Consider the following 25,153-nt stretch of genomic DNA (forward strand, 5'->3'; position numbering starts at 1 on the left):
GCGCCCAAAAGGGGAGGGGCAATCCAGGCGAGTGCCTACTTGTCGCCGGCCGCCGCCTTGGCCTCATTGAGGTAGCTATAGAAGCTGTACTTGGAGATGCCAAAGAACTCGCAGGCGCGCTCGCTCGACTTGGAAATGAGGAAGGCACCGCGACGGTCGAGGTAGCCAATGGCACGAATGCGCTCGTCTTTGGTCATGAGTGCCGCGGGCTTGCCCACAAACTGCTCGCACTCGTGCAGCAGGTCCTCGAGCAGGTCGCCGATGTTCTTGGTAATGGGCTCGGGCTCGGTATAGCCCGTGCCGCCGGTGCCGGTAAAGGCGTCGAGCGAACGCTCAAAAGCCTTCATAAGCGTAATGTCAAAGTTGATGCCCAAAATGCCGACGGGCTTGCCCTCGTCGTTGCGGATAAAGATGGTCGAGGACTTGAGCAGCTTGCCATCGGTGGTTTTGGTGAGGTATGGCTCGCGGTCGTGCACGTCGGTGGTGCCCTCGTGCATGGACTCAAACACAATATGGCTGGGGCCGTCACCCAGTTTGCGCCCGCTGACGTGGCCGTTTTCGATCACTACGATGGAGTGGTCCACGTCCTCGGTCTCCAGATCGTGGACGACGACTTCGCAGTTGGGGCCAAATTGGAGCGCCAGACCGTGTGCGAGGCGCTTGTAAAACTCAATCTGTGCGGGGGTCATGGGTGCCTTCCTAAAAATTAGTTTGGGCACACTTTGCCATAAACCACACTTGACCGCAAACAAATCCATCAACAAGGCAATTCATGACCGTTCGGCGGCGAAAAAGTACCGATTACGGCAACAAACAATTCGTTAGGCATGCCAATCAAAAAGTGTGATAGAACATTACTAACAAACTTTTTGTTTGGCATCCACATAAAAGTTCAGCCGTGTGAATGGGATCGGGCTGAAACGCGTATGCGGGGGCCGGCAAGAGAGGACTTAAGGAGTTCACCGTATGGCCGATAAGATCCAGTGGGCGGGCAACACGATGCCCAAGAGCGATGACAAGCACTTGGGAATCATGAGTCTCGACCACGTGAAGAAGGCCCGTGCCTTCCACCAGTCGTTCCCCCAGTACACCGTCACTCCGCTTGCCCGCCTGGACGGCCAGGCCGCGCGCCTGGGCCTGTCCAACCTGTGCGTTAAGGACGAGAGCTATCGCTTTGGCCTCAACGCCTTTAAGGTCCTGGGCGGCTCGTTTGCCATGGCCAACTACATTGCCGACGAGACCGGCAAGGACGTTGCCGACTGCACCTTCGATTACCTGACCTCCGATCAGCTGGCCGAGGACTTTGGCCAGGCCACCTTCTTTACCGCCACCGACGGCAACCATGGCCGCGGCGTGGCATGGGCTGCCAACAAGCTGGGCCAGAAGGCTGTCGTGCACATGCCCAAGGGTTCCACCAAGCCCCGCTTCGATAACATCGCCGCCGAGGGCGCCACGGTGACCATCGAAGAGGTCAACTACGACGAGTGCGTGCGCATGGCCGCCGCCGAGGCCGATGCCTGCGAGCGCGGTGTCATCGTTCAGGACACCGCCTGGGAGGGCTACGAGAAGATTCCGTCCTGGATCATGGAGGGTTACGGCACCATGGCTTCCGAGGCTGCCGAGCAGCTGCGCGAGATGGCCATCAACCGCCCGACCCACGTGTTTGTCCAGGCTGGCGTGGGTTCGCTCGCCGGTGCCGTGGTGGGTTACTTCACCAACCTGTATCCCGATAACCCGCCCACCTTTGTCGTGGTCGAGTGCGCGCCTGCCGCCTGTCTGTACAAGGGCGCTGCCGCCGGCGACGGCGACCCGCGCATCGTGGACGGCGACATGCCTTCCATCATGGCCGGTCTGTGCTGCGGCGAGCCCAACATTCTGGGCTGGGATATCCTGCGCAACCACGCCACCGCCTTCGTGTCCTGCCCCGACTGGGTCACCGCTCGCGGCATGCGCACCCTGGGCGCTCCCGAGAAGGGCGACCCGCGCGTCATTTCCGGCGAGTCCGGCGCTGTGACCACCGGCCTGGTCGAGACCCTCATGCTCGATCCCGAGTACGCCGAGCTCAAGGAGCTCATCGGCCTGGACAAGACGAGCTCCGTGCTCTGCTTCTCCACCGAGGGCGATACGGATCCCGACCAGTATCGCCGCATTGTTTGGGAAGGCGAATATCCCACTTGCTAATCGTTGGGGCGGAGTAAATAGGTATCGCTCCGCCACCTCACAGGTAGATTCCTTCGTTTGAAAGGTTATGAACAATGGCTAAAGAACTCGATTTCGACGCTATCAAGACTGCTGCTGAGTCTCATCGTGCTGATATGACTCGCTTCCTGCGCGCTATGATCTCCCACCCCTCTGAGTCCTGCGAGGAGGGTGAGGTTGTTGCCTGCATCAAGGCCGAGATGGAGAGCCTTGGCTATGACGAGGTCAAGGTCGACGGCCTGGGCAACGTCATGGGCTTTATGGGCGAGGGCGACAAGATCATCGCCATCGACTCCCACATCGACACCGTCGGCATCGGCAACATCGAGAACTGGGACGCCGATCCCTATGAGGGCTACGAGACCGACGAGATCATCTACGGCCGCGGCGGCTCTGACCAGGAGGGCGGCATGGCTTCCGCTACCTACGCTGCCAAGATGATGAAGGACATGGGCCTCATCCCCGAGGGCTATAAGATCATGGTCGTCGGCACCGTCCAGGAAGAGGACTGCGACGGCATGTGCTGGCAGTACATCTACAACAAGGACGGCATTAAGCCCGAGTTCGTCATTTCCACCGAGCCTACCGACGGCGGCATCTATCGCGGTCACCGCGGCCGCATGGAGATCCGCGTCGACGTTCACGGCACCTCCTGCCACGGCTCCGCTCCCGACCGCGGCGACAACGCCATCTACAAGATGGCCGACATCATCGCCGACGTCCGCGCCCTCAACAACAACGGCTGCGACGAGTCGACCGACATCAAGGGCCTCGTCAAGATGCTCGACCCCAAGTACAACCCCGAGCACTTCGAGGATGCCCGCTTCCTGGGCCGCGGCACCTGCACCGTCAGCCAGATCTTCTACACCAGCCCCAGCCGCTGCGCCGTGGCCGATTCCTGCGCCATCTCCATCGACCGTCGCATGACCGCCGGCGAGACCTGGGAGTCCTGCCTGGACGAGATCCGCAACCTGCCGGCCGCCAAGAAGTACGGCGACGACGTGAAGGTCTCCATGTACATGTACGACCGTCCGTCCTGGACCGGCGAGGTCTACGAGACCGAGGCTTACTTCCCCACGTGGATCAACAAGGAGACCGCTCCGCACGTCAAGGCTCTCGTCGACGCCCACAAGGCCATGTTTGGTGACGAGCGCATCGGCTGCGAGCCCAGCATGGACAAGCGCACCGGTCGCCCGCTGTGCGACAAGTGGACCTTCTCCACGAACTGCGTTTCCATCCAGGGCCGCTACGGCATCCCCTGCGTGGGCTTTGGCCCGGGTGCCGAGTCTCAGGCTCACGCTCCCAACGAGGTCACCTACAAGGACGACCTGGTCACCGCTGCCGCCATGTACGTGGCTGCCCTGAACCTCTACGATCCGAGCCAGGCCGATGGCGACGCCACCGTGTTCCGCGCCGGTCTGACCAACAACAAGATCGATTAGTCCCATTCCTCGATTTTGTTGAGCCGGGGGCCGCTCGTGTCCCCGGCACCCCCTGTTGACTTGGGGCCCGCGGTCGTTATCTCCCATGCTTCCTCAACGGTGGCGGGTCCTCATCATGGTGCTCTGCATGTTCTGCCACACGCGCATGCCGGAGCGCATCAACTCATTGCGATCGTTTCATCTTTAGAAAGGACATTTCCATGGACGCTAAGTTTACCGAGCTCGTCGAGCAGCTGAACGGTCTCGACTTTAAGGGTATGTACGGCAGCGACTTCCTGCACACCTGGGACAAGACCACCGATGAGCTCAAGGCTCTCTACATCGTCGCCGACGCCCTGCGCGAGCTGCGTGAGAACAACGTTTCGTCCAAGATCTTCGACTCGGGCCTGGCCGTCTCCCTGTTCCGCGACAACTCCACCCGTACGCGCTTCTCTTTCTCTAAGGCCGCCAACCTGCTCGGTCTTGAGCTGCAGGACCTGGACGAGAAGAAGTCCCAGATCGCCCACGGCGAGACCGTCCGCGAGACCGCTACCATGATCTCCTTCATGGCCGACGTCATCGGCATCCGCGACGACATGTACATCGGTAAGGGCGACGCCTACATGGCCGAGGTCTCCGAGTCCGTGCAGCAGGCCTACGAGGACGGCGTTCTGGATCACCGTCCCACGCTCATCTCCCTGCAGTCCGATTCCGATCACCCCACGCAGTCCTCTGCCGACATGCTCTACCTCATCAACGAGTTTGGCGGTCTTGAGAACCTCAAGGGCAAGAAGGTCGCCGTTACCTGGGCCTATTCGCCCTCTTACGGCAAGCCGCTGTCCTGCCCGCAGTCGCTGATTAGCCTGCTGCCCCGTTTTGGCATGGACGTCACCCTGGCCCACCCCGAGGGCTACGACCTCATGCCCGAGGTCGTCGAGCGCGCCAAGGGCTATGCCGCCGAGTCCGGCACCACCTTTAAGCAGGTCAACACCATGGCCGAGGCCTTCGAGGGCGCCGACATCGTGATCCCCAAGAGCTGGGCTCCGTTTGCCGCCATGGAGAAGCGCACCAACCTGTACGCCGAGGGCGACGACGCCGGCATTGCTGCGCTCGAGAAGGAGCTGCTCGCTCAGAACGCTACACATCAGGACTGGTGCTCCACGACCGAGCTCATGGAGAAGACCGCCAACGGCCAGGACACCATCTTTATGCACCCGCTGCCCGCCGACATCTCCGGTGTCTCCTGTGAGCACGGCGAGGTCAACGCCGACGTCTTCGACATGCACCGCGTGGGCATGTACAAGGAGGCCAGCTACAAGCCGTACGCCATCGCAGCCATGATGTTCCTGCAGAAGGTTGCCGATCCCGCCGCTACCCTCAAGGCCCTCGACGAGCGCAACACCGCCCGTTGGTTCCAGGCCTAAAGCCGGGTTGAGGTAAGCCATGTAAAGGGGGCGCTCTGCCAACCGGCGGGGTGCCCCTTTTTTTACATCGCGGGCGTGCGGGATAAGCGCTTTCGATGTGGATGCCCGCGGCGCGAGTTATGGGTACGATGGTTTCAGGGGAGGTATCACCATGAGACTTGGATGCGTCATTATGGCTTCGGGCGAGGGCAAGCGGTTTGGCTCTAACAAGATGCTTGCCGATATCTATGGCGAGCCGCTGATTGCCCGGACCATCGATTCGGTTCCCTGGGGCTTTGACGTCGTGGTTTCGACGCGTTGGCCCGAGGTCGCCCAGATTTGTGAGGACAAGCATTGCCCGTGCGTGCTGCACGATGGGGAGCTGCGCAGCGAAAGCGTCCGTGCGGGCCTTTCGTGGGGAGTCGAACACAACTGGAAAGGTTGCCTCTTTTTGCCGGGCGACCAGCCGCTCGTGAGTTCGGATTCTTTTGAGGCCATGGTTCGCGCGTTTGACGAGCGTGGCCGCAAACATCCGGTGCGCTTGGCGTGCAACGGTGAGCCTTCGAGCCCGGTGCTCTTTCCGGCGGAACTGTTCGATGCACTTATGTGTCTTGAGGGCAAGGACGGCGGGGGCTCGATTCTCAAAGGCCGCGTCGACGTTGCGCTGGTCGAAGCGCGCGCCTATGAGCTGTGGGATGTCGATACCGCCAAGGGACAGCGACGCATAGCGGAGCATATCGCGGCCTGCTCATATTTTGATCGCGTGGCCAAGTGTAAGAATCGATAAGGAGCAACATGATCATCATCAAAAACGGCGCGCTCGTGACGCCACAGGGGCTTCGCCGCGCCGATCTTGCCATGGAGGGCGACAAGATTGTGCGGATTGCCGCGGCGATTGAGCCGGCCGAGGGCGATACCGTCGAGGATGCCGCGGGCTGCTGGGTGTTCCCCGGCTTTATCGACGGCCACACGCACATGCAGTGCTGGACCGGCATGGATTGGACAGCCGATAGCTTTGAGACCGGCACGCGCGCGGCTGCCTGCGGTGGCACCACGACCATCGTGGACTACGCCACGGCCGACCGCGGCGTGACCATGCCCGATGCCCTTGCCGAGTGGCACCACCGCGCCGACGGCACCTGCACGGCAAACTACGCTTTTCATATGGCACTCGCCGAGTGGAATGAGCGCAACCGCGCCGATCTCGCGGCTATGCGCGAGGCGGGCGTTTCGTCGTTTAAGACCTACTTTGCCTACGACCACCTGCGCTTGGACGATGCCGAGACACTCGAGGTGCTGGAGGAGCTCAAGCACCTGGGCGGTATCCTGTGCGTGCATTGCGAGAACGGCACGCTGGTGAATGAACTTCAGAAGCGCGTGTACGAGCAGGGGATTCATGGACCCGAGGGGCATGCGCTCAGCCGTCCGGACGTGTGTGAGGCCGAGGCCGTGAGCCGCCTGCTGTATCTGGCGCACTTGGCCGGGGACGCTCCGGTCAACGTGGTGCACCTTTCGACCAAGCTGGGGCTCGAGGCCATTCGCGCTGCCAAAGCGCGCGGGCAGAAGAACATCTATGTCGAGACATGCCCCCAGTATCTGATGCTCGACGACACCTGCTATCTGGAGCAGGGCGAGGACGGCTTTGCGGGCGCCAAGTACGTGATGAGCCCGCCGCTGCGCCATGCCGGTGACCGTGCCGCGTTGCGCGAGGCGCTTGTGGCTGGCGAGATCGATACTATTGCAACCGACCACTGCAGCTTTAACCTGCACGGGCAAAAGGACCGCGGGCGCGACGATTTCCGCGCGATTCCCAACGGCGGGCCCGGCGTGGAGCATCGTCCCGTCGCGATCGCCACGAGCTTTGAGGGGCAACTGGGCCCCGAGGACCTCTGCCGCCTGATGAGCGAGAACCCGGCGCGCGTGTTTGGCATGTACCCGCGCAAGGGCTGTCTTGCCGAGGGTGCCGATGCCGACGTGTGTGTGTGGGATCCTTGCGCGCGTTGGACGATCAGCGCCGCGACACAGCACCAGGCCGTGGACTACACGCCGCTCGAGGGCTTTGAGGCACATGGCCGCGCCAAGGCCGTGTTTGTGAACGGCGTGCTGGCGGCACGCGACGGCGAGCCCACCGGAGCCCAGCCCGGCCGCTACGTCCCCCGCTAGCAGCAAAGATGCCGTGTCCCCTCCTCAGTTGCGGTGAAATACGGACTGTTTGCGGCCGTCGTGCGGCCAAACAGTCCGTATTTCACCGCAACTGAGGAGATGGGGCCGGCTACTTGAGGCTGGTGGCGATGAGGGGGCGGTCGAGGGCTGCCTCGAAGCGGTCGGCCATCGTGGGGTCGGCAAGCGTGTCGACTTGGTTGAGCATGATGCGGGCATTGTTGAGGTTCAGCATCTGCAGCTCGGCATTGAGCACCATGGCGACGCGCTCTGGGGTGGCAGTGTCGGTGGGCTCGCAGCCGCAACGCTCGCAAAAGAGCTCGGGGCGGTGGACGGCTTCGTTGATGGGCTTGCTGAGCCCCGAGGCGCCGACGATCCAGACGATGTTGGCCGTGCCAGAGGGAATCACCGGCTCCCAGGCGGCGTGGGCCTTGAGCGGGAGCCGCTTGCTGCCGTCCGCCTCGGCCAGGACGTAGTCAAAGCGCTGTGCCAGCTCGCCGAGCGGCTCGGCGGGGGAGGAGAGCTTGCCTGTCTCCGGGTCCAGAACACCCGCTTGGCAGATGCTTCCGCGCGCAGGGCCCGCGCAGGCCTCGCAGGTGCAGCCGGGAGCATGTGAGGCGCCCGGCTTCCAAGGCGCGGCGTCCAGGCGACGATTCGACCCGTCCCATGGCACGCCGGCAACGGGAAGCATATGCGTGGTGGTGCAGAGGAGCACGCGGCCGCCAGCGCGCATGAGCTCAAGACCCAGCGTTTTGAGCAACGTCGACTTGCCGCCGCTGCCGATAATCGCGGTAATGCCCGGCTCGATCCTGAGCGCCGAGGCAAGATTGCCGCTAACCGTTTCCATCTGTTCACCGCCGTATAATACTGTGATAATAAATAATCATCAGAGTAGCGGTCGAACCGCTTTTGCTCTGCTCAAACCGTAGCACAGGGAGGTGCCCCGGGAATGCTCGTTTATGTTCGCGGCGCCGGCGATATCGCCACGGGTGTCGCCGCTCGCTTGGTGCGCGCCGGCGTGTCGGTCGTTATGGCCGATATCGCGGTTCCCACGTGCATCCGCCGCACAATCAGTTTTTGCGAGGCTATTCGCCTGGGCGAGGTCCAGGTCGAGGGCATTCGCGCTCGCTTGGCGCAGACGCCGGCAGAGGCGCTCGAGATTACCCAAGCGGGGGATGTTGCCGTCGTGGTGGACCCTCAGGCCAAGATGCTCGATGAGCTTAAACCCGCGGCTGTGGTCGACGCGATTCTGGCCAAGCGCAACCTGGGCACCACGCGCGACATGGCGCCTACCGTCATCGCCGTGGGGCCGGGCTTTACCGCGCCGGTCGATTGCGACGCCGTGGTCGAGACCATGCGCGGGCATTTTTTGGGCCGTGTCATTACCCAGGGCTCGCCCCAGCCCAACACGGGCGTGCCGGGCGTGATCGCCGGCTATGGCAAGGAGCGCGTTATCCACAGCCCCGCCGCCGGCGTGTTTCGGTCCGACCGCGCAATCGGCGACATCGTGAGCGCCGGAGACGTGATTGGCTACGCGGACGATACGCCCATGTGCACACAGATCGATGGCTGCCTGCGCGGGCTTTTGGCGAACGGCGTGCAGGTGACTGAGGGCTTTAAATGCGCCGATGTCGATCCGCGCGGCGATGCCAGCTATATCAACTACATTTCGGACAAGGCGACGTCGGTCGGCGGCGGCGTGCTCGAGGCACTCGCTATGCTCACCGATATCTTTAGAGGATAGAAGGCGGCAATGGAAAAGCTCGATGTTGTGAATGCGGCGCTTGCCGCCCTGCGTGCTGGCGAGACGTGCGAGCTGGCGGTCGTGGCCGGCACGGCGGGGTCGTCACCGCGCGGTGTGGGCGCATGGATGGCCGTCTTTGCCGATGGCAGCCAGGCGGGCACTATCGGCGGCGGCAAGATTGAGCTCTTTGCGCTGGATGAGGCGCGCGAACTCCTGAGCGCGGGACAGTCGCGTCTGGTCCGCTACACCATGGGCGGCGAGAACTCCGATACCGGCATGATCTGCGGCGGAGCCATTTGCCTGTGCTATCTGCATCTGGATGCGACCCAGGCACCGTTGTTCCAGGAAATTGCCGACGTCTTGGTCTATCGGCGCATCGGCGACTTCGTCATCGACTTTGAGCCGTTTATCGCGAGCGCGCTCGAGGGCGATGTGGCCGAGTACCATGGCGAGGCATCGCGCCATACCATTGCGGGCTGTCCCGGGCTTTCGCTGGTGGAGGAGGGGAGTAAGGTCACCTACACCAACGCGGCCTCTGAGATTCCCGCGGCGCACATCGAGACGCTCTGCCCCGAGGGCCTGACCTACATCTTTGGCTGCGGCCACGTGGGCGCCGCGACGGCGCGGGTGCTCACGGCGGCGGGCTTTGCCGTCGTGACGTGCGACGACCGTCCCGGCACGCTGACCCCCGATTGGGTGCCCGGTGTCTACGACCGTCGTCTGGTCGACTACAAGAACCTGAGCAAGCAGTGCCCCATCGGCCCGCGCGACTTGGTGGTCGTGGCCACGGCGGGTCACAAGTCCGATATCGACGTGGTGATTCAGGCCATGCACGCCAAGCCTGCCTACCTGGGCTGTCTGGGTTCGCGCCGCAAGACGGCCTTTGTGCGTGCCCGCCTGGAGCAGGAAGGCTTTACACAGGACCAGATCGACGAGCTGCACCTTCCGATCGGCGTTGCCATCGAGGCCGAGGACCCCGAGGAGATCGCCATCTCCATCGCCGCCGAGATGATCCACCTGCGCCGCACCAAACTCGTCCCCCGCAAGCGCTAATCGCATCCCCACCAATAAGTTGCGGTGAAATACGGACTGTTTAAGCCTGTTAGGCCGCCAAACAGTCCCTATTTCACCGCAACTGCTTTTTGGGACCCATTTGTGCGGGGGAGTTGTGGAGTTGTGCAGGCAGACGAGGTTTTTCTGGAAATACGCACCCAATACGCGTATAGTACCGATTGTTTTGTCGGCTCCTGCTGCGTCGAGTCCAAACCGCAAAATGCCATGAGCGGCGCGGATGCAGCCAGGAGGCACGAGGACAACCCATCGTGGCCACGCCCCGTGCTTAAAACCCCAAGAAGGAGTGAACAATGGCAGAAGAGAAGTATGTGCCGCGTCTGAAGACCAAGTACAACAACGAGGTCAAGCAGCAGCTTCAGGACAAGTTCCAGTACGAGAACGTCATGATGATCCCCAAGTTTGAGAAGATCGTCGTGAACATGGGTGTCGGCGAGGCCGCTACCGATTCCAAGGCCATCGACGGTGCCGTGCGCGACCTGCGCGCCATCACCGGCCAGCAGCCGATGATCACCCGTGCCCGCAAGTCCATCGCTACCTTCCGCCTGCGCGCTGGTATGCCGATCGGCTGCAAGGTTACCCTGCGTGGCGACCGTATGTGGGAGTTCTTCGATCGTCTGACCTCCGTCGCGATCCCCCGTATCCGCGACTTCCGCGGCATCTCCGCCAAGAGCTTCGACGGCCGTGGTAACTTCTCCATGGGCGTCACCGAGCAGCTCATCTTCCCCGAGATCGACTTCGACTCCGTCGATCACCAGCGTGGTATGGACATCACCTTCGTGACCACCGCCAATACCGATGAGGAGGCCAAGGCCCTTCTGGACGCCTTCGGTTTCCCGTTCAAGAAATAGGTTCACCTGCCCTGTAAGCGCCGTTCCCACAAGGGGGCGGCGCTTGGGGCGAACAATACTCTATGTGAGGAGGATATAAGTGGCTAAGACATCGATGATCGTCAAGTGCAATCGCAAGCAGAAGTTCTCTACTCGTGAGTACACGCGCTGCCAGCGCTGCGGCCGTCCGCACTCTGTGTACCGCAAGTTCGGCCTGTGCCGTGTCTGCTTCCGCGAGCTTGCACTCAAGGGCGAGCTTCCCGGCGTTAAGAAGGCCAGCTGGTAAGTCACTACCAGCGTTTCAAGCATCAGTTTGGAACAGGGAAAACGCGCTAAAAAGGCTTTGCCGTTAAGGGCGGCGAAGAACCAAGAGCACGTGTTCATCAAGAACGAAGGAGAATCTGTATGAACCTTACAGACCCGATCGCAGATATGCTTACGCGCATCCGTAACGCTAACTCTGTGAACAAGGCCACGGTCTCCATGCCGAGCAGCAAGAAGCTCGTCGAGATCGCTCGTGTTCTGCACGAGGAGGGCTACATCGAGGGCTACGATGTCGAGGACACCGTTCCCCAGAAGACTCTGCACATCACGCTTAAGTATGGTCCCAAGAAGGCTAAGGTCATCAACGGCATCCGCCGCATTTCCAAGCCGGGCCTGCGTAAGTACACCGGCGTTGCCGACATGCCCCGCGTCCGCGGTGGCCTTGGTACCGCCATTATTTCCACCAGCCATGGCGTCATGACCGACCGCGATGCTCGCAAGCACAACGTCGGCGGCGAGATCATCGCTTACGTCTGGTAATTCGCTCGGTAGGTAGAAGGAAAGGAGATCACCGTGTCTCGTATCGGTAATAAGCCTGTCCAGATTCCCGCCGGAGTCGAAGTGGCAGTCAACGGCAACAACGTTGTCGTCAAGGGCCCCAAGGGCCAGCTCGAGCTCGATGTCTTTGAGAAGCTCGCTATCAACGTCGAGGACAACGTCCTCACCGTTTCCCGTCCCGACGACGAGCGTGAGACCCGTGCCCGCCACGGCCTCACCCGCGCCCTCATCCACAACATGGTTGTTGGCGTTTCCGAGGGCTTCGAGAAGAAGCTCGAGCTCGCCGGCGTCGGTTACCGCGTGCAGCAGAAGGGTAAGAACCTCGAGTTCTCCCTGGGCTTCTCGCACCCCGTGATCGTCGAGGCTCCCGAGGGCATCACCTTCGAGGTTCCCGACAACACCCACGTGAACGTCAAGGGTATCAACAAGCAGCAGGTCGGTCAGATCGCCGCTGAGATCCGCGGCCATCGTCCTCCCGAGCCTTACAAGGGCAAGGGTATCCACTACGTTGGCGAGCACATCCGCCGCAAGCTGGGTAAGGCCGCCAAGTAGTCATAACCGACTCACTCGCATAAGACCAGCACCCCGTCAGGTGCTGGCAAGATCAACCTTTTTAGGAGTTTACGTATGAACAAGCATAAGGCGAAGCTGGAAGGCCTCAAGCGTCGTCAGCGTCGTGTTCGCGGCAAGGTCTCGGGTACCTCCGAGCGTCCGCGTCTTCGCGTGACCCGTACTAACGCCAACATCTATGCCCAGATCATCGACGACAGCAAGGGCTCCAGCCTGACGCTCGTCTCTGCCTCGACCCTCGAGGCCGAGTTCAAGGGCACCCACACCTCGAACAAGGAGGCTGCGGAGAAGGTCGGTCAGCTCGTTGGCAAGCGCGCCATCGAGGCCGGCATCACCAAGGTCGCCTTCGATCGCGGTGGCCGTATCTACCATGGCCGCGTCAAGGCCCTCGCCGACGGTGCTCGTGCCGCCGGTCTCGAGTTCTAGGAGGTATGTAGCACATGGCTCGTAATCAGAAGCAGCAGCGCGAGGCCTCCGAGTTCGAGGAGCGCGTCGTTTACATCAACCGCGTGTCGAAGACCGTCAAGGGTGGTCGTCGCATGAGCCTCGTCGCTCTCGTCGTCGTTGGCGACGGCAAGGGCAACGTCGGCGTTGGCATGGGCAAGTCCGCTGAGGTGCCCATGGCCATCTCCAAGGCATCTCTCGATGCCAAGAAGAACATGTTCCACGTGCCGGTGACCGAGCAGGGCACCATCCCGCACGAGGTTCTCGGCCACTTTGGTGCCGGCCGCATCATCATTAAGCCCGCTGTCGAGGGTACCGGCGTTATCGCCGGCGGCGCTGTGCGTCCCCTCTTTGAGCTTGCTGGCATCAAGAACGTCCTGTCCAAGTCCCTCGGTACCGACAACGGCCTCAACATCATCAAGGCTGCCGTCGAGGGCCTCAAGGAGCTCTCCAGCCCTGAGGACGTCGCGGCTCGCCGTGGCCTGACGGTCTCCGAGATGTTCGTCGGTAAGGAGAACTAAGCATGGCTGACACCATCAAGATCAAGCAGGTCCGCAGCACCAACGGTTGCAAGCAGGACCAGGTCCGTACTGTCCGTGCCCTCGGTCTCCACAGGATCCGCGAGGTTCGCGAGATTGCTGACAACGAGTCCGTCCGCGGCATGATCTTCAAGGTCAAGCACCTTGTCGAGATTGTAGAGGAGTAGCAAATGCAGCTTCACGATCTTACTCCCGCGCCCGGTTCCACCAAGAACCGCAAGCGCGTCGGCCGTGGCAATTCTTCGGGTCACGGCACCACTTCTGGCCGCGGCCAGAAGGGCCAGGGTTCCCGCTCTGGTGGCACCAAGGGTGCCGGCTTCGAGGGTGGCCAGACTCCGCTGGCTATGCGCCTGCCCAAGCTTCCGGGCTTCCGCAACCCCCGTCGTATCGAGTACACCGCTGTTAACGTTGAGCGTCTCGAGCGTAAGTTCGAGGACGGCGCTGTGATCGACGGTGCCGCTCTTAAGGCCGCTCGCATCACCAAGAGCGAGTTCGAGCCCGTCAAGGTGCTCGGCAATGGTGAGCTCACCAAGAAGTTCACGGTCAAGGTCGACAAGGTCAGCGCTTCTGCGCAGGCCAAGATCGAGGCCGCCGGCGGAAAGGTCGAGCTGCCGTGCTAAATGGTCTTAAGAATGCTTTCCGCATCAAAGAATTGCGCGAAAAGATTCTTTTTACCATAGCTATGCTCGTCGTGTACCGCATTGGTGCGCACGTTCCTGTGCCCGGCATTCCCTTCCAGGGGATGCTGGGCCTTTTCTCGACCGATAACAATTCGGTCGCCGCAGGTGCTATGGCCCTCCTGAATCTTTTCTCTGGCGGCGCGTTGAGCTATGTGTCGGTGTTTTCGCTGGGCATCATGCCTTACATCACCAGCTCGATCATCCTCCAGATGCTCCAGGCCGTCGTGCCTTCCCTGCATGAGCTTGCCCGCGAGGGCGAGGTCGGTCAGACCAAGATTACGCAGTATTCGCGTTACCTCACCCTGGCTCTGGCAATCCTCAACTCCGTTGGTTACCTCTTCCTCTTTAAGAGCTTCGGCATCAGCTTCAATGGCGCCGGCGCTCCCGAGATCATCTTCGACCTCATGATCGTCGGTACGCTCACCGCGGGCGCCATGCTGATCATGTGGATTGGTGAGCTCATCACCCAGCGCGGTATCGGCAATGGCATGTCGCTGATCATCTTCGCGAACATCATGGCCGGTCTGCCGCAGGCTATCTTCTCCAGCACCGAGGGCAATGCCGGTGGCATCATCACCATGGTGATCATCTGCGCCATCATCCTGCTGGTTATCCCGCTGATTGTTTTCCTTGAGCGCGGCCAGCGCCGCATCCCGGTCTCCTACGCTAAGCGCGTCGTGGGCCGTCGCATGATGGGTGGCCAGACCACCTACCTGCCCATCAAGGTCAACACCGCGGGTGTCGTGCCGATCATCTTCGCTTCGGCGCTGCTGTACTTCCCGGCTCAGATTGCCGTGTTCTTCCCCGGCATCGGCTGGATTCAGGCAGTTGCCTCCGCGCTTTCGACCGGTTGGCTCAACTGGGTGCTTAACGTTGTCCTCATCGTGTTCTTCGCGTACTTCTACACCTCCATGGTGTTCAACCCCGATGACACGGCCGATAACCTTAAGAAGCAGGGCGGCTTTATTCCGGGCGTCCGTCCGGGTAGGGCTACCGCGGCCTACATCAAGAACGCGCTCAACAAGATCACGCTTCCCAGCGCTGTCTTTTTGGCGCTCATCGCCATCGTGCCTTCGATCATCTTCTCCTTCACGGGTAACCATCTGATCCAGGCATTTGGCGGCACGTCCATCCTCATCATGGTCGGCGTCGTGCTTGACACGGTCGATAAGCTCGAAGGCCAGATCAAGATGTATGATTACGATGGATTCTTTAAATAGGCTAGAGGAGGATTGCTCATGAACCTCGTATTGCTCGGAGCTCCGGGTGCCGGTAAGGGCACCGTCGCACAGGAGCTCGTCGCCGAGTTTGGCGTCGCCCACATTTCCACGGGCGACCTGCTGCGTGCTGCCGTCAAGGGTGGCACCGAGCTTGGTATTCAGGCTAAGAAGTACATGGACGCTGGCGAGCTCGTTCCCGACCAGCTCGTGATCGACCTTGTCAAGGAGCGCCTTGCCGCCGATGACGCCCAGCAGGGCTTCATCCTCGACGGCTTCCCGCGCAACACCGCCCAGGCTGTGACGCTCGATTCCGAGCTCTCCGCCATGGGTCGCGAGATCGACTGCGCCCTTCTGGTCGATGTGGCCCCCGAGGTCATTATCGATCGTCTGTCTTCGCGTCGCACCTGCCGCGCATGCGGTTACACCGGCACCGCTGCCGATGCTACCTGCCCCAAGTGTGGCGGCGAGATGTATCAGCGCGACGACGACAAGCCCGAGACCATCAAGAACCGTCTCGACGTCTACGAGAAGTCCACGAGCCCGCTCGTCGACTACTATCGTGGCCAGGGTCTGCTCAAGTCGGTCAACGGTGACCAGGCTCGCGAGACCGTGTACGGGGATGTCAAAGAGGCTCTCGGTCTATGATCAAGATTAAGTCTGCAACGCAAATCGAGCAGATGAAGAAGGCAGGAGCGCTATCTAAGATGGCGCTCCGCCACGTTGGAGCCATGGTGCGCCCCGGCGTTTCCACCTTTGAGCTCGATCAGCTCGCGGAGCAGATTATCCGCATGCATGGCGGCACCCCGGCCTTTAAGGGTTACGGCGGGTTCCCGGGGACCATTTGCGCATCGATCAACGATGCCGTGGTCCACGGTATTCCCAACCCCGACATGATCCTGCGCGATGGCGATATCATCTCCATCGATACGGGAGCCGTTGTCGACGGTTGGGCCGGCGATAACGCTTGGACGTTTTTCGTCGGCACCCCCACGCCCGAAGCCAAGGCTTTGTGCGAGGTCACGCACGATTGCCTTAAGGCTGCCATCGAGCAGGCTGTTCCCGGTAACCATATCGGGGACGTCGGTTATGCCGTTCAGTCCCTCGCCGAGTCTCACGGTTACGGCGTGCTTCGTGATTATGTTGGCCATGGCATTGGCCGCGTGATGCACGAGGACCCCAATGTTCCTAACTATGGAAAGAAGGGGAGGGGCGTTCGCCTCCAGGCCGGCATGGTCATTGCCATCGAGCCGATGGTTACGATGGGTTCCAGCCATGTGAGCACGGGCTCCGACGGTTGGATTGTTACGACCAACGATCACCTGCCCGCCGCGCACTACGAGAACACCGTCGCCATCACCAATGACGGCCCGGTGATTCTCACCACGGATGCCCAGGGTTCCTGGTGTTCCTTGCAAGGCGGTGAAATGTAGGGCTTGCGTCAAATGCACGCCTCAACATTTCAAATGTAATAAGTCCCACTTAGTTGTGGAGCCATTACGAAGTTATTACGATGCGTGCATACGTGTTGTAGAATACTCAATCGCTGTCGTTTTCTAGAGAAAGATGATTGCTTGTGAAGAAGGAAGACGCAATTGAGCTCGAGGGTACGGTAAAGGAACCGTTGCCCAACGCCATGTTTAAGGTCGAGCTCGAGAACGGTCATTCGGTTCTGTGCAACATTTCTGGCAAGATCCGAATGAATTACATCCGTATTCTCCCCGGTGACAGGGTTGTCGTGGAGCTTTCCCCGTACGATCTGACCCGCGGCCGCATCACCTATCGCTACAAATAGCGGCACGCATACACGCACTCCATTTCCGACTGCAGGCTTAGCTCAACCTACGGTCGGATTGTGTGTGAAGACCAGCCATAGTTTTAAACGCCTGCGGCTGGGCGAGTAGATAGTAGGGAAGTAGTTTGAGCGCTACCGAAAGGAAGAACGATGAAGGTACGTCCTTCGGTCAAGAAGATGTGCGATAAGTGCAAAATCATTAGGCGCCATGGCAAGGTCCTCGTCATTTGCGAGAACCCCCGTCATAAGCAGCGTCAGGGTTAAGAGAGGAGACTACGTTGGCCCGTATTAATGGTGTCGACCTCCCGCGTGAGAAGCGCGTTGAGATCGGTCTGACCTACATTTACGGCATCGGCCGCACCACTGCGACGAAGATTTGCGTCGAGTGCAACGTTAACGTGGATACGCGCGTTAAGGACCTCACCGAGGATGAGGTTAACGCCATCCGCGATTATATCGATAAGAACCAGATCATGGTTGAGGGCGACCTCCGCCGTGAGCGCAACCAGAACGTCAAGCGCCTTATGGACATCGGCTGCAACCGCGGCCTTCGTCACCGCAAGGGCCTCCCGGTCCGCGGCCAGCGCACCCACACTAACGCTCGTACCCGCAAGGGCCCGAAGCGTCAGATCGGTGCTAAGAAGAAGAAATAAGGAGCGCTAGATAGATGGCTACTGCTAAGAAGAACGTTCGCGCTGCCCGTCTGAAGCGCGCGGACCGTAAGAACATTTCCGTGGGCCAGGCTCACATTCGTTCTACGTTCAACAACACGATCGTTTCGATCACCGATCCCCAGGGCAACGTCATTTCCTGGAAGTCGGCTGGCCAGGTGGGCTTCAAGGGCTCCCGTAAGTCCACGCCGTTCGCTGCCCAGATGGCTGCCGAGGCTGCTGCCAAGCAGGCCATGGAGCACGGTATGAAGAAGGTTTCCGTCTTCGTCAAGGGCCCCGGCTCCGGTCGTGAGACCGCCATCCGCTCCCTCCAGGCTGCTGGCCTCGAGGTCTCGAGCATCCAGGACAAGACCCCCATTCCGCACAACGGCTGCCGCCCCAAGAAGCGTCGCCGCGTGTAACTGAAAGGATCGTATCAATATGGCAATCGACAGGACTCCTGTTCTTAAGCGCTGCCGTCAGCTCGGGATCGATCCCGCTGAGCTCGGTTACAGCAGCAAGAAGGAATCTATCCGTCAGCCCAAGCGCCGTCGCAAGGAATCTGAGTACGGCATGCAGCTGCGCGAGAAGCAGAAGGTCAAGTTCATTTATGGCGTTCTGGAGAAGCAGTTCCACGGCTACTTCAACAAGGCCCGTAAGATGAACGGCGTCACCGGTGAGAACCTCATGATCATTCTTGAGTCTCGCCTCGACAACGTCGTCTTCCGTCTTGGCTTCGCCCGCACCCGCAAAGAGGCTCGTCAGTCCGTCCGTCACGGTCACTTCACCGTGAACGGCAAGCGCGTGGACATCCCGTCCTACCGCGTCAAGGCCGGCGACGTCGTCGCTGTCGGCGAGAAGTTCCGTGACCTCCTCCCCATCAAGGAGGCCCTGATTTCCTCCGAGCGCTTTGAGGTCCCTGGCTGGCTCGAGGTCGATATCGAGAAGCTGTCTGGTAACGTGCTCGCTCTGCCGACGCGCGAGCAGATCAGCGGTGATATCAACGAGCAGCTCATCGTCGAGCTCTACTCTAAGTAGTCCATCCGGGCTGCTGAGGCTGGAGGTAATACATGTCAGAATTCATTAGGCCTCAGGTTCAGGTCGAAGAGATCAACGAGACGTCTGCTCGTGTCTCCGTCGAGCCGCTCGAGCGTGGTTACGGCGATACGCTGGGTAACTCCCTTCGTCGCGTTCTTCTGTCCTCGCTCGAGGGTGCCGCCGTCGAGGCTATTCAGATCGATGGTGCGCAGCACGAGTTCATGACCATCCCTAACATGGTCGAGGATGTCACCGACATCGTCCTGAATGTCAAGGGTCTTGTCTTCAGGGCTCTCGGCACGACCGACGAGGCGACCGCCACCATCTCGGTTGACGGCCCCTGCGAGGTCACCGGTGCGGACTTCTTTATTCCGTCCGAGTTTGAGCTGGTCAACCCGGAGCAGCACATTGCTACGCTCACCGAGGGTGGCCATCTCACCATGAGCATGCGCATCGGCTATGGCCGCGGCTATGTTTCTGGCGAGGCCAACAAGCGCGACAACGATCCCATCGGTGTGATCCACGTCGACTCGCTGTACTCGCCGGTTTCCCGTTGCGCCAAGCTCGTTGAGGCTTGCCGTGTCGGTCAGCACACCGACTACGACCGCCTTGTCCTCGAGATCGAGACCAACGGCTCCATCGCCCCGCGCGACGCCGTGGTCCAGGCTGCCAATATCATCAACCAGCATATGGCCGCCTTTATGAACCTTGCCGAGACCCCCGAGGTCGAGGAGGAGGCTTCGATCTTCGCTCCCGAGGTCACCAACGACAACGCCGAGCTGGACAAGCAGATCGAGGATCTGGACCTTTCCGTCCGTTCCTACAACTGCCTTAAGCGCGCCAGCATTCACTCGGTCCGTCAGCTCGTTGAGTTCTCGGAGAACGATCTGCTCAACATCCGTAACTTCGGTGTTAAGTCGATCGAGGAAGTGAAGGACAAGCTTGAGTCCATGGGCCTGAGCCTGAAGGCTTAATGCTTCGCATATTTGAGGAGAAACTAGACCATGCGTCACAACGTTAAGAAGGGCCTGAAGCTCGGCACCGATGCGAGCCACACCAAGGCCATGAAGAAGAGCCTTGCTAAGGCCCTCTTCGAGAACGACCGCATCAAGACCACCGAGACCCGCGCTAAGGCGCTGCGTTCGGTCGTCGATCCGATCATCACTTGGGCCAAGAAGGGCGACCTGCACTCTCGTCGTCTGGCTATCGCCAAGCTCGGCGATAAGCAGCTCGTTGCCGAGATCTTCGACAAGGCTGCCCAGGGTATGTGGCAGGACCGCAACGGCGGTTACACCCGCATCATGAAGCTCGGTAACCGTAAGGGCGACAATGCTCCCATCGTTATCATGGAGCTCGTCACCGAGCCTTGCACGCCTAAGGCCAAGAAGGCTGCTCCGGCCCCCAAGAAGGCCGCTGCTCCCAAGAAGGTCGAGGTTGCCGAGGAGGCTCCTGCTGAGGAGACCGCTGAGTAGACAATCCGTCTGCATAGGCTATATTCGAGGGGTACGTTCGCGTACCCCTCTTTTTTTGTCGAAATGCCATTGCCTGTTTGTTGGGAGCGCCCATGACCGCGCCGTCTGATTTCAATTCGATTCCCGAGCTCGACGCCACACTCGTTTTCCGCGTGGCCTACGATGGCTCGTCCTATAGCGGCTTTGCCGAGCAGCCTGGCCAGACGACGGTTGCGGGCGAGCTGCGCCGCGCTATCGAGACGCTCCTGCGCCGTCCGATCGACCTGACGTGCGCAGGGCGCACCGATGCCGGCGTGCATGCGGTGGCGCAGTACATTAGTGTGCCCGTAACGGACGCTGAGTTTGTCCTGACGCGCCGTAGGTGGCTGAGGGCCATGGATGCCCTGCTGCCCAAAGATATCGCCATAAACGAGGTCTACAGGGCCCGTAAAGGCTTTTCTGCACGTTTTGACGCGCGTTCCCGTACGTATACGTACCGTATTGCCGATCGAGATGCGCGCCCTGTGCTTTCGCGCGGTGCGGTGTGGTGGCATCGCTACCCATTGGATGTTGAGGCGATGTCTGCGGCCTGTCCCGCGCTGCTGGGCGAGCAGGACTTCAAGAGCTTTTGCAAGGTGGCGTCTGCCGTGGGCAAGCCCACGCACCGCTGCGTGATGCGTGCCGAGTTTGGCCATGAGGTTGCGTTTGGCGAGGACATCCTGACATTTACCATCGAGGGCAATGCGTTTCTGCATTCGATGGTCCGCACGATCGTGGGCACGCTTGTCGAGATTGGCATGCATCGCCGTGAACCCGAGTGGATGCGCGAGGTCATCGATGCTTGCGACCGTATCGCTGCGGGTCCCACGGCTCCTGCCTGCGGCCTTACGTTTATGGGCGTGGATTACGATCCCGCCGAGCTTGTCGTGCTCGACTAGGGGAGGGCTTGACGCGTCGTGCGTCGGCACCTGTCATCTGTGGGCTGCGCGTGTGCAACATCTGTTCTTGGCGTGCAATACAACTGGTGTCTCATTGCTTTTATTGCCGGGGTGTACCATGAACGACAGTTTGATTCACTGCTGTCGAGAGGACGGATAACTTGGTTCGACGTGGCTCGCATCCGCGACTTTCGGTGATCCTTGTGGTAGAAGGTTCGCCCAGCTATGCGATGCGTGCGCTCGAGAGTATCCAGAACCAAGACCTCTACGATTTGCAGATTGTCGTTGTCTGCCGCGATGCTGCGCCCGGTGTGCGCCATTCGCTTCAAGTTGCTGCCGACAGGGACATCCATATTGATTTGATTGACGTCGAGGACGCGAAGCGCGGCGCTTGTCTTCGTGCCGGTTTTGCTGCCTCGCGCGGCTCTCAAATCATCGCTATGAACGCCGATGAGTGGTTTGCTCCGCAGTCCCTTTCCAAGATGGTCGATATCGCGTGCGATACTGCGGCAGACATAGTGTTCCCCACGGTGTCGCTCGACCGCTATGATGCACATCGAGAGCGCCATTCGCGCGTCTTGGATGTTGTCCCTATTGTCATTGAAGACAAGTCTTCGATGGTGACCGGGCTGTCCCAGTTGATTTTAGGCGGCCTAGTCGTTCAGACCTCTGGCGTGATGTATAGCCGTCCGCTGTTTGAGGCATGCCTTTTGTACGACAAGGCGTTTCGCACAGTTGGGTTTATGGCGTGCTCGCTCTCGCGGGCGCAGCGCGTCTCCGGATGCGGCGACGCTTGTTTCCACGCGGCGGCACCTAAGCTTACAGATGCCTTTGATCCCACCATGTATGCCAAGGTATCCGATGATACCCGAGCGCTCGACGAGCTTGCGGACTCACTCTCGGAAGCAGATAGCGGTGGTCGGCTCAAGCTGGCAACCCAAGAGTTCTACTTTGCCGGACTGGTCGCCTGCATCGAGAATTTGTGTCTGAGCCCGCATGGAGTGTCCTCAATCGAGCGTTCCGCCCGTATGCGTGATATGCTCGATGCGCCTCGAACCCGTCAGATGGTCGCCGCGCTCAAGGATAACCATCGGGGGCTCGGTCTGTTGTTTGGGCCGATCGCCAGCGCCAAGCCCGCGCGCTGCGTGATGTGTACGCATCTGGCAGCTTTTCTTAACCGGACGGGCGCAAAAACCGCCTAAACGGCTCATTTCGAAACAAACTTGCATAGAATTGTTTCGAAATGCGTTCTTATACACAAAAGCCTTCAAATAGCGTTAAACTATTCAATCACTGATTGATTGTCTCCGCCATCTTTTGGAGTGAGGGTTTGTATGGCTAAAAAACGCAATGGGCGCCAGGATGCCATTAGAGATATTGTGCGCAATAAGGACGTCCGCACGCAGCGCGTGCTGGTCGATGAGCTCCGTGCTATGGGTTTTGATTGCACGCAGGCGACTGTCTCTCGTGATATTGCCGACATGGGGCTGCGTAAGCTCCCTGAGGGCATCTATGTTCTGGCAGAGGATCTGCACCTGCAGCGTATGGTTTCCGAGCTCGTTACGGGCGTTCTGCGTACCGATAATCTGGTTATGATCAAGGCTCAGCCTGGCACGGCTTCCGGCATCGCCGCCGCCGTTGATGCGGCAGAGTTGCCCGATGTGCTTGGCTCGCTTGCCGGCAACGATACGATTTTGGTTATTGCCCAGACGGCCGAGGACGGCGAGCGTCTTGAGGCGCTGATCAATAAGCTGAGCAATTCTCGCAAGTAGGCGTGCGGGTCGTGCGCTCGGCACTGTGTGCGTGACATAGTGGCTTGTAAGGGGTATCGACGTTGGTCGGTACCCCCTTTTTTTGTTTGCCGGTATAAAGACCGCCCACCAGGTCGCTTTAAACTAAAAGGCCCCCGAGCAGTTTAATAAGCTGCTCGGGGGCCTTGTTGCTTATGGCCGGATGATTTCTAGCCGACCGTATCGTCAGGCGTGGGCGAGGGGTCGGGAGTGGGCGTAGGCGTAGGCGTAGGCGTAGGCGTGCCGCCATCGCCGCCGGTCGAACCACCAGTTGAGCCGCCCGTCGAGCCACCGGTCGTACCGGTGCCGCCGGTGGTGTCGCCACCCGTGGTCTCGGTGGTCGTGGTCGTCGTGGTAGTCGTTGTGGTAGTTTCCTCTTCGTCCTCGTTCTCGTCCTTGTCGTCGTTCTCCGTCTTCTTGGCGTTGTTGGTGCCGTAGAACTTCCAGACGCTGTTGTTCTTGTAGGTGGGCGCCGTTCCGGTCGCAAACTCCTCGCGCTCGGTACCGGTCAGAACGGTGTTCATAAACCGCTTAAAGACAGGCAGGTTGGTGCTGTCGCCCAGCAGGTCCGTGCCGTATTTTTGGATGGGGATCTCACCTGCGGAATAGCCGGTCCACAGGGCGCACGCCAGCTGCGGGGTATAGCCGCAGAACCACAGGTTGGTGGTGTTGTCGGTGGTGCCCGTTTTGCCGGCATAGGGCTGGTTGACGCTCAAGGCGCCGGCAGCACCCGTACCGCTGCCCTGCATGACGCCGGACAGAACATCGGTGACCGCGGCGGCCTCGCCCTCGGTGAGCACCTGTGAGGGATTGTCGGTGTGCTGGTACAGCACCGAACCGGTACGAGAGTCAATCTCGGTGATGGCGATCGGCTGGCGATAGTAGCCGCCGTTGGCAAACGTCGCGTAGGCGGCAGCCATCTCGAGCGGCGAGATCGAGCCGGTGCCGAGCGTCATGACGGGAACGTCCTCGATGTTGTCCTTGGCGGGATCGATGCCGAGCTTTTTGACGAGCGAGATGATCTTGCTGTTGCCGACGGCTTCTGCCACCTGGATGTAGCCGGTGTTGGAGGAGTATGCCGTTGCCTGCTTAAGCGTGATGTTGCCATAGCTATGGTTGGCGTAGTTTTGGACCTCGGTCGTGGTGCCCTTGGCCTTGAGCGGCGAGTTGCAGTTGAGGGTGACGTTGGGGTTCATGCCGTTTTGGATGGCGGTTGCTAGCGTAAAGGCCTTAAAGGTGGAGCCGACGGGACGCTTGGCCGTGGCATGGTTTACGTGGTTCTCGTCGGCGTTGTAGTCGTAGCCGCCCACCATGCACTTGATGTAGCCGGTCTTGGGGTCGACGACGACCATGCCCATGTCCAGGCCGTCGAGCGAGAGCGTGTCGAGCTGCTCGCGAACGGCATTCTCTGCCACCTGCTGCATCGTGGGGTCGATGGTGGTCTTGACGGTCAGGCCGCCCTTAAAGAGCACGTCGGTCGAGAACTCCTGCTCCAGCAGCTGCTTGACATAGGCGACAAAGTAGGGCTGCGAGTATACGTCGACGCCGCTGCCCGAGATTTCGGTCACATTGAGGGTGATGGGCTCGGCCTGTGCGGCATCGTGCTCCTCCTGGGTGATGTGGCCCAGACGCAACATGTTGTCGAGGACCTTGTTGCGACGGGACAGCGCCAGGTCGGGGTTGACCGTGGGGTCGTACTGCGAGGGCGAGTTGGGAAGGCCGATGAGCAGCGCGGCCTCGCTCAGGGTGAGGTCGGCGGCGCTCTTGGACAGATAGGTCTCGGCTGCGGCCTCAATACCGTAGGCGCCGTGGCCGTAATAGATGGTGTTGAGGTACATCATGAGGATCTCGTCTTTGGAGTACATATCCTCCATCTTGACGGCGATGTAGGCCTCGCGCACCTTACGCTCGATGGTCGAGTCGAACTGCTCCTCCTGCAGGATGGTGTTGCGCACCAGCTGCTGGGTGATAGTCGAGGCGCCTTCGTGCCCGCCGCCGAGGGTTGCCACCGCAGCACGCGCGATACCCCACAGGTCGATACCGCCGTGCTCGTAGAAGCGCTCGTCCTCGACGTCAACGGTGCCCTGCAGCACGTAGGGGGAGACCTCGTCCTTGGTGATGGACTTGCGGTTTTGCGTGTAGAAGCTCGCGATCTTGTTGCCGTTGCAGTCGACGATCTCGGTGGGCTCGCTCACCAGATACGCGTTGGCGTCGGTGTAGTCGGGCAGATCGGACAGCCAGCGGTTGACGTTGCCGACCATGCCGATGCCAAACGCCACGCCCGCAATCAGCAGAAAGCCCAAAAACGAGAGCAGGATTATGGGCAGGGCATGCGTCTTTGAACGGCTGCGTCTCTGTCGTTGGCGAGGACCCATATATTGACCTCCAGGT

General features: G+C 60.4%; 31 protein-coding genes. 28 read left to right on the forward strand and 3 right to left on the reverse strand.

From position 1 onward, the window contains the following. Nucleotides 1–35: 35 nt before the first annotated feature. Nucleotides 36–689: a helix-turn-helix transcriptional regulator gene (locus AAAX77_RS03425; RefSeq protein WP_022094290.1), complete on the reverse strand. Its 654-nt coding sequence runs from the start codon at nucleotides 687–689 to the stop codon at nucleotides 36–38. Nucleotides 690–966: 277 nt separating this feature from the next. Between AAAX77_RS03425 and dpaL the strand changes: the two genes are divergently transcribed. From dpaL to hydA, 5 genes are all read left to right on the forward strand, one after another. Next, entirely contained in the window at nucleotides 967–2,181 is a 1,215-nt protein-coding gene (dpaL, locus tag AAAX77_RS03430; protein WP_217750831.1) for a diaminopropionate ammonia-lyase, read from the forward strand. A gap of 74 nt (nucleotides 2,182–2,255) precedes the next feature. Continuing rightward, nucleotides 2,256–3,641 carry a YgeY family selenium metabolism-linked hydrolase gene (locus tag AAAX77_RS03435; RefSeq protein WP_349104791.1) on the forward strand — a complete coding sequence of 462 codons (1,386 nt, stop codon included), beginning with the start codon at nucleotides 2,256–2,258 and terminating at the stop codon, nucleotides 3,639–3,641. A 200-nt stretch (nucleotides 3,642–3,841) separates the two neighbouring features. Continuing rightward, nucleotides 3,842–5,044 carry a knotted carbamoyltransferase YgeW gene (gene ygeW / locus AAAX77_RS03440; protein WP_055252229.1) on the forward strand — a complete coding sequence of 401 codons (1,203 nt, stop codon included), beginning with the start codon at nucleotides 3,842–3,844 and terminating at the stop codon, nucleotides 5,042–5,044. Between the two features lie 151 nt (nucleotides 5,045–5,195). Next, nucleotides 5,196–5,810 carry a nucleotidyltransferase family protein gene (locus AAAX77_RS03445; protein ID WP_349104792.1) on the forward strand — a complete coding sequence of 205 codons (615 nt, stop codon included), beginning with the start codon at nucleotides 5,196–5,198 and terminating at the stop codon, nucleotides 5,808–5,810. Between the two features lie 8 nt (nucleotides 5,811–5,818). Next, entirely contained in the window at nucleotides 5,819–7,186 is a 1,368-nt protein-coding gene (gene hydA / locus AAAX77_RS03450; protein WP_349104794.1) for a dihydropyrimidinase, read from the forward strand. A gap of 109 nt (nucleotides 7,187–7,295) precedes the next feature. Here the strand turns inward: hydA and yqeC are convergent, their stop codons facing one another. Then, nucleotides 7,296–8,030: a selenium cofactor biosynthesis protein YqeC gene (yqeC, locus tag AAAX77_RS03455; RefSeq protein ID WP_349104795.1), complete on the reverse strand. Its 735-nt coding sequence runs from the start codon at nucleotides 8,028–8,030 to the stop codon at nucleotides 7,296–7,298. Between the two features lie 102 nt (nucleotides 8,031–8,132). Here yqeC and yqeB point away from each other — a divergent pair, with 102 nt between their 5' ends. The 23 genes from yqeB to AAAX77_RS03570 all read left to right on the forward strand — a co-directional run bounded on the left by yqeB (nucleotide 8,133) and on the right by AAAX77_RS03570 (nucleotide 22,744). Next, nucleotides 8,133–8,927, forward strand: coding sequence for a selenium-dependent molybdenum cofactor biosynthesis protein YqeB (gene yqeB, locus AAAX77_RS03460; RefSeq protein WP_035137452.1), 795 nt, complete (start codon nucleotides 8,133–8,135; stop codon nucleotides 8,925–8,927). A gap of 9 nt (nucleotides 8,928–8,936) precedes the next feature. Further along, complete coding sequence (locus tag AAAX77_RS03465; RefSeq protein WP_349104797.1) at nucleotides 8,937–9,980, forward strand: XdhC family protein; 1,044 nt, start codon at nucleotides 8,937–8,939, stop codon at nucleotides 9,978–9,980. 311 nt (nucleotides 9,981–10,291) lie between these two features. After that, nucleotides 10,292–10,849: a 50S ribosomal protein L5 gene (rplE, locus tag AAAX77_RS03470; protein WP_006235260.1), complete on the forward strand. Its 558-nt coding sequence runs from the start codon at nucleotides 10,292–10,294 to the stop codon at nucleotides 10,847–10,849. A 79-nt stretch (nucleotides 10,850–10,928) separates the two neighbouring features. Next, nucleotides 10,929–11,114: a type Z 30S ribosomal protein S14 gene (locus AAAX77_RS03475; protein ID WP_022094280.1), complete on the forward strand. Its 186-nt coding sequence runs from the start codon at nucleotides 10,929–10,931 to the stop codon at nucleotides 11,112–11,114. A gap of 119 nt (nucleotides 11,115–11,233) precedes the next feature. After that, the gene (rpsH, locus tag AAAX77_RS03480; protein WP_006235262.1) at nucleotides 11,234–11,632 is read left to right on the forward strand and encodes a 30S ribosomal protein S8; all 399 of its coding nucleotides are present in this window, start codon (nucleotides 11,234–11,236) and stop codon (nucleotides 11,630–11,632) included. Nucleotides 11,633–11,665: 33 nt separating this feature from the next. Continuing rightward, nucleotides 11,666–12,202: a 50S ribosomal protein L6 gene (gene rplF / locus AAAX77_RS03485; protein WP_006235263.1), complete on the forward strand. Its 537-nt coding sequence runs from the start codon at nucleotides 11,666–11,668 to the stop codon at nucleotides 12,200–12,202. A gap of 75 nt (nucleotides 12,203–12,277) precedes the next feature. Continuing rightward, nucleotides 12,278–12,646, forward strand: coding sequence for a 50S ribosomal protein L18 (rplR, locus tag AAAX77_RS03490; RefSeq protein ID WP_006235264.1), 369 nt, complete (start codon nucleotides 12,278–12,280; stop codon nucleotides 12,644–12,646). Between the two features lie 14 nt (nucleotides 12,647–12,660). Beyond that, nucleotides 12,661–13,185 carry a 30S ribosomal protein S5 gene (rpsE, locus tag AAAX77_RS03495; RefSeq protein WP_006235265.1) on the forward strand — a complete coding sequence of 175 codons (525 nt, stop codon included), beginning with the start codon at nucleotides 12,661–12,663 and terminating at the stop codon, nucleotides 13,183–13,185. A gap of 2 nt (nucleotides 13,186–13,187) precedes the next feature. After that, nucleotides 13,188–13,370 carry a 50S ribosomal protein L30 gene (rpmD, locus tag AAAX77_RS03500; protein WP_006235266.1) on the forward strand — a complete coding sequence of 61 codons (183 nt, stop codon included), beginning with the start codon at nucleotides 13,188–13,190 and terminating at the stop codon, nucleotides 13,368–13,370. Nucleotides 13,371–13,373: 3 nt separating this feature from the next. Further along, nucleotides 13,374–13,823 (forward strand): 50S ribosomal protein L15, encoded by a 450-nt coding sequence (gene rplO, locus AAAX77_RS03505; RefSeq protein WP_006235267.1) that lies wholly within the window; start codon nucleotides 13,374–13,376, stop codon nucleotides 13,821–13,823. After that, complete coding sequence (gene secY / locus AAAX77_RS03510) at nucleotides 13,817–15,103, forward strand: preprotein translocase subunit SecY (protein ID WP_035137447.1); 1,287 nt, start codon at nucleotides 13,817–13,819, stop codon at nucleotides 15,101–15,103. Before rplO ends, secY begins: the two co-directional genes overlap by 7 nt. A gap of 18 nt (nucleotides 15,104–15,121) precedes the next feature. Next, the gene (locus AAAX77_RS03515) at nucleotides 15,122–15,748 is read left to right on the forward strand and encodes an adenylate kinase (protein WP_006235269.1); all 627 of its coding nucleotides are present in this window, start codon (nucleotides 15,122–15,124) and stop codon (nucleotides 15,746–15,748) included. Further along, nucleotides 15,745–16,533: a type I methionyl aminopeptidase gene (gene map / locus AAAX77_RS03520; RefSeq protein WP_349104798.1), complete on the forward strand. Its 789-nt coding sequence runs from the start codon at nucleotides 15,745–15,747 to the stop codon at nucleotides 16,531–16,533. The genes AAAX77_RS03515 and map overlap by 4 nt, the downstream gene beginning before the upstream one ends. A 143-nt stretch (nucleotides 16,534–16,676) precedes the next feature. Further along, nucleotides 16,677–16,895 carry a translation initiation factor IF-1 gene (gene infA, locus AAAX77_RS03525; RefSeq protein WP_035137443.1) on the forward strand — a complete coding sequence of 73 codons (219 nt, stop codon included), beginning with the start codon at nucleotides 16,677–16,679 and terminating at the stop codon, nucleotides 16,893–16,895. 150 nt (nucleotides 16,896–17,045) lie between these two features. Then, a complete protein-coding gene (rpmJ, locus tag AAAX77_RS03530) occupies nucleotides 17,046–17,159 on the forward strand; it encodes a 50S ribosomal protein L36 (RefSeq protein WP_006363204.1) in 114 nt (37 codons plus the stop codon). Nucleotides 17,160–17,173: 14 nt separating this feature from the next. Next, a complete protein-coding gene (gene rpsM / locus AAAX77_RS03535) occupies nucleotides 17,174–17,548 on the forward strand; it encodes a 30S ribosomal protein S13 (protein ID WP_022094275.1) in 375 nt (124 codons plus the stop codon). 14 nt (nucleotides 17,549–17,562) lie between these two features. Beyond that, nucleotides 17,563–17,967 (forward strand): 30S ribosomal protein S11, encoded by a 405-nt coding sequence (gene rpsK, locus AAAX77_RS03540; RefSeq protein ID WP_006235274.1) that lies wholly within the window; start codon nucleotides 17,563–17,565, stop codon nucleotides 17,965–17,967. A gap of 19 nt (nucleotides 17,968–17,986) precedes the next feature. Next, nucleotides 17,987–18,583, forward strand: a complete 597-nt coding sequence (gene rpsD, locus AAAX77_RS03545) for a 30S ribosomal protein S4 (protein WP_006235275.1) — start codon at nucleotides 17,987–17,989, stop codon at nucleotides 18,581–18,583. 32 nt (nucleotides 18,584–18,615) lie between these two features. Beyond that, nucleotides 18,616–19,557: a DNA-directed RNA polymerase subunit alpha gene (locus tag AAAX77_RS03550; protein ID WP_006235276.1), complete on the forward strand. Its 942-nt coding sequence runs from the start codon at nucleotides 18,616–18,618 to the stop codon at nucleotides 19,555–19,557. 30 nt (nucleotides 19,558–19,587) lie between these two features. After that, nucleotides 19,588–20,055, forward strand: a complete 468-nt coding sequence (rplQ, locus tag AAAX77_RS03555; protein WP_349104800.1) for a 50S ribosomal protein L17 — start codon at nucleotides 19,588–19,590, stop codon at nucleotides 20,053–20,055. Nucleotides 20,056–20,147: 92 nt separating this feature from the next. Further along, entirely contained in the window at nucleotides 20,148–20,972 is an 825-nt protein-coding gene (gene truA, locus AAAX77_RS03560) for a tRNA pseudouridine(38-40) synthase TruA (RefSeq protein WP_349104802.1), read from the forward strand. A gap of 161 nt (nucleotides 20,973–21,133) precedes the next feature. After that, nucleotides 21,134–22,174, forward strand: a complete 1,041-nt coding sequence (locus AAAX77_RS03565) for a glycosyltransferase (RefSeq protein ID WP_349104804.1) — start codon at nucleotides 21,134–21,136, stop codon at nucleotides 22,172–22,174. Between the two features lie 132 nt (nucleotides 22,175–22,306). Continuing rightward, nucleotides 22,307–22,744 (forward strand): ArgR family transcriptional regulator, encoded by a 438-nt coding sequence (locus AAAX77_RS03570; RefSeq protein ID WP_006235280.1) that lies wholly within the window; start codon nucleotides 22,307–22,309, stop codon nucleotides 22,742–22,744. Between the two features lie 188 nt (nucleotides 22,745–22,932). On the opposite strand, the gene AAAX77_RS03575 is transcribed toward AAAX77_RS03570, so the two are convergent. Then, nucleotides 22,933–25,137 (reverse strand): PBP1A family penicillin-binding protein, encoded by a 2,205-nt coding sequence (locus AAAX77_RS03575; protein ID WP_349104806.1) that lies wholly within the window; start codon nucleotides 25,135–25,137, stop codon nucleotides 22,933–22,935. Nucleotides 25,138–25,153: the final 16 nt, after the last annotated feature.

The organism is Collinsella sp. CLA-ER-H6 (assembly GCF_040092305.1).
In the GTDB taxonomy this organism is placed as follows: domain Bacteria; phylum Actinomycetota; class Coriobacteriia; order Coriobacteriales; family Coriobacteriaceae; genus Collinsella.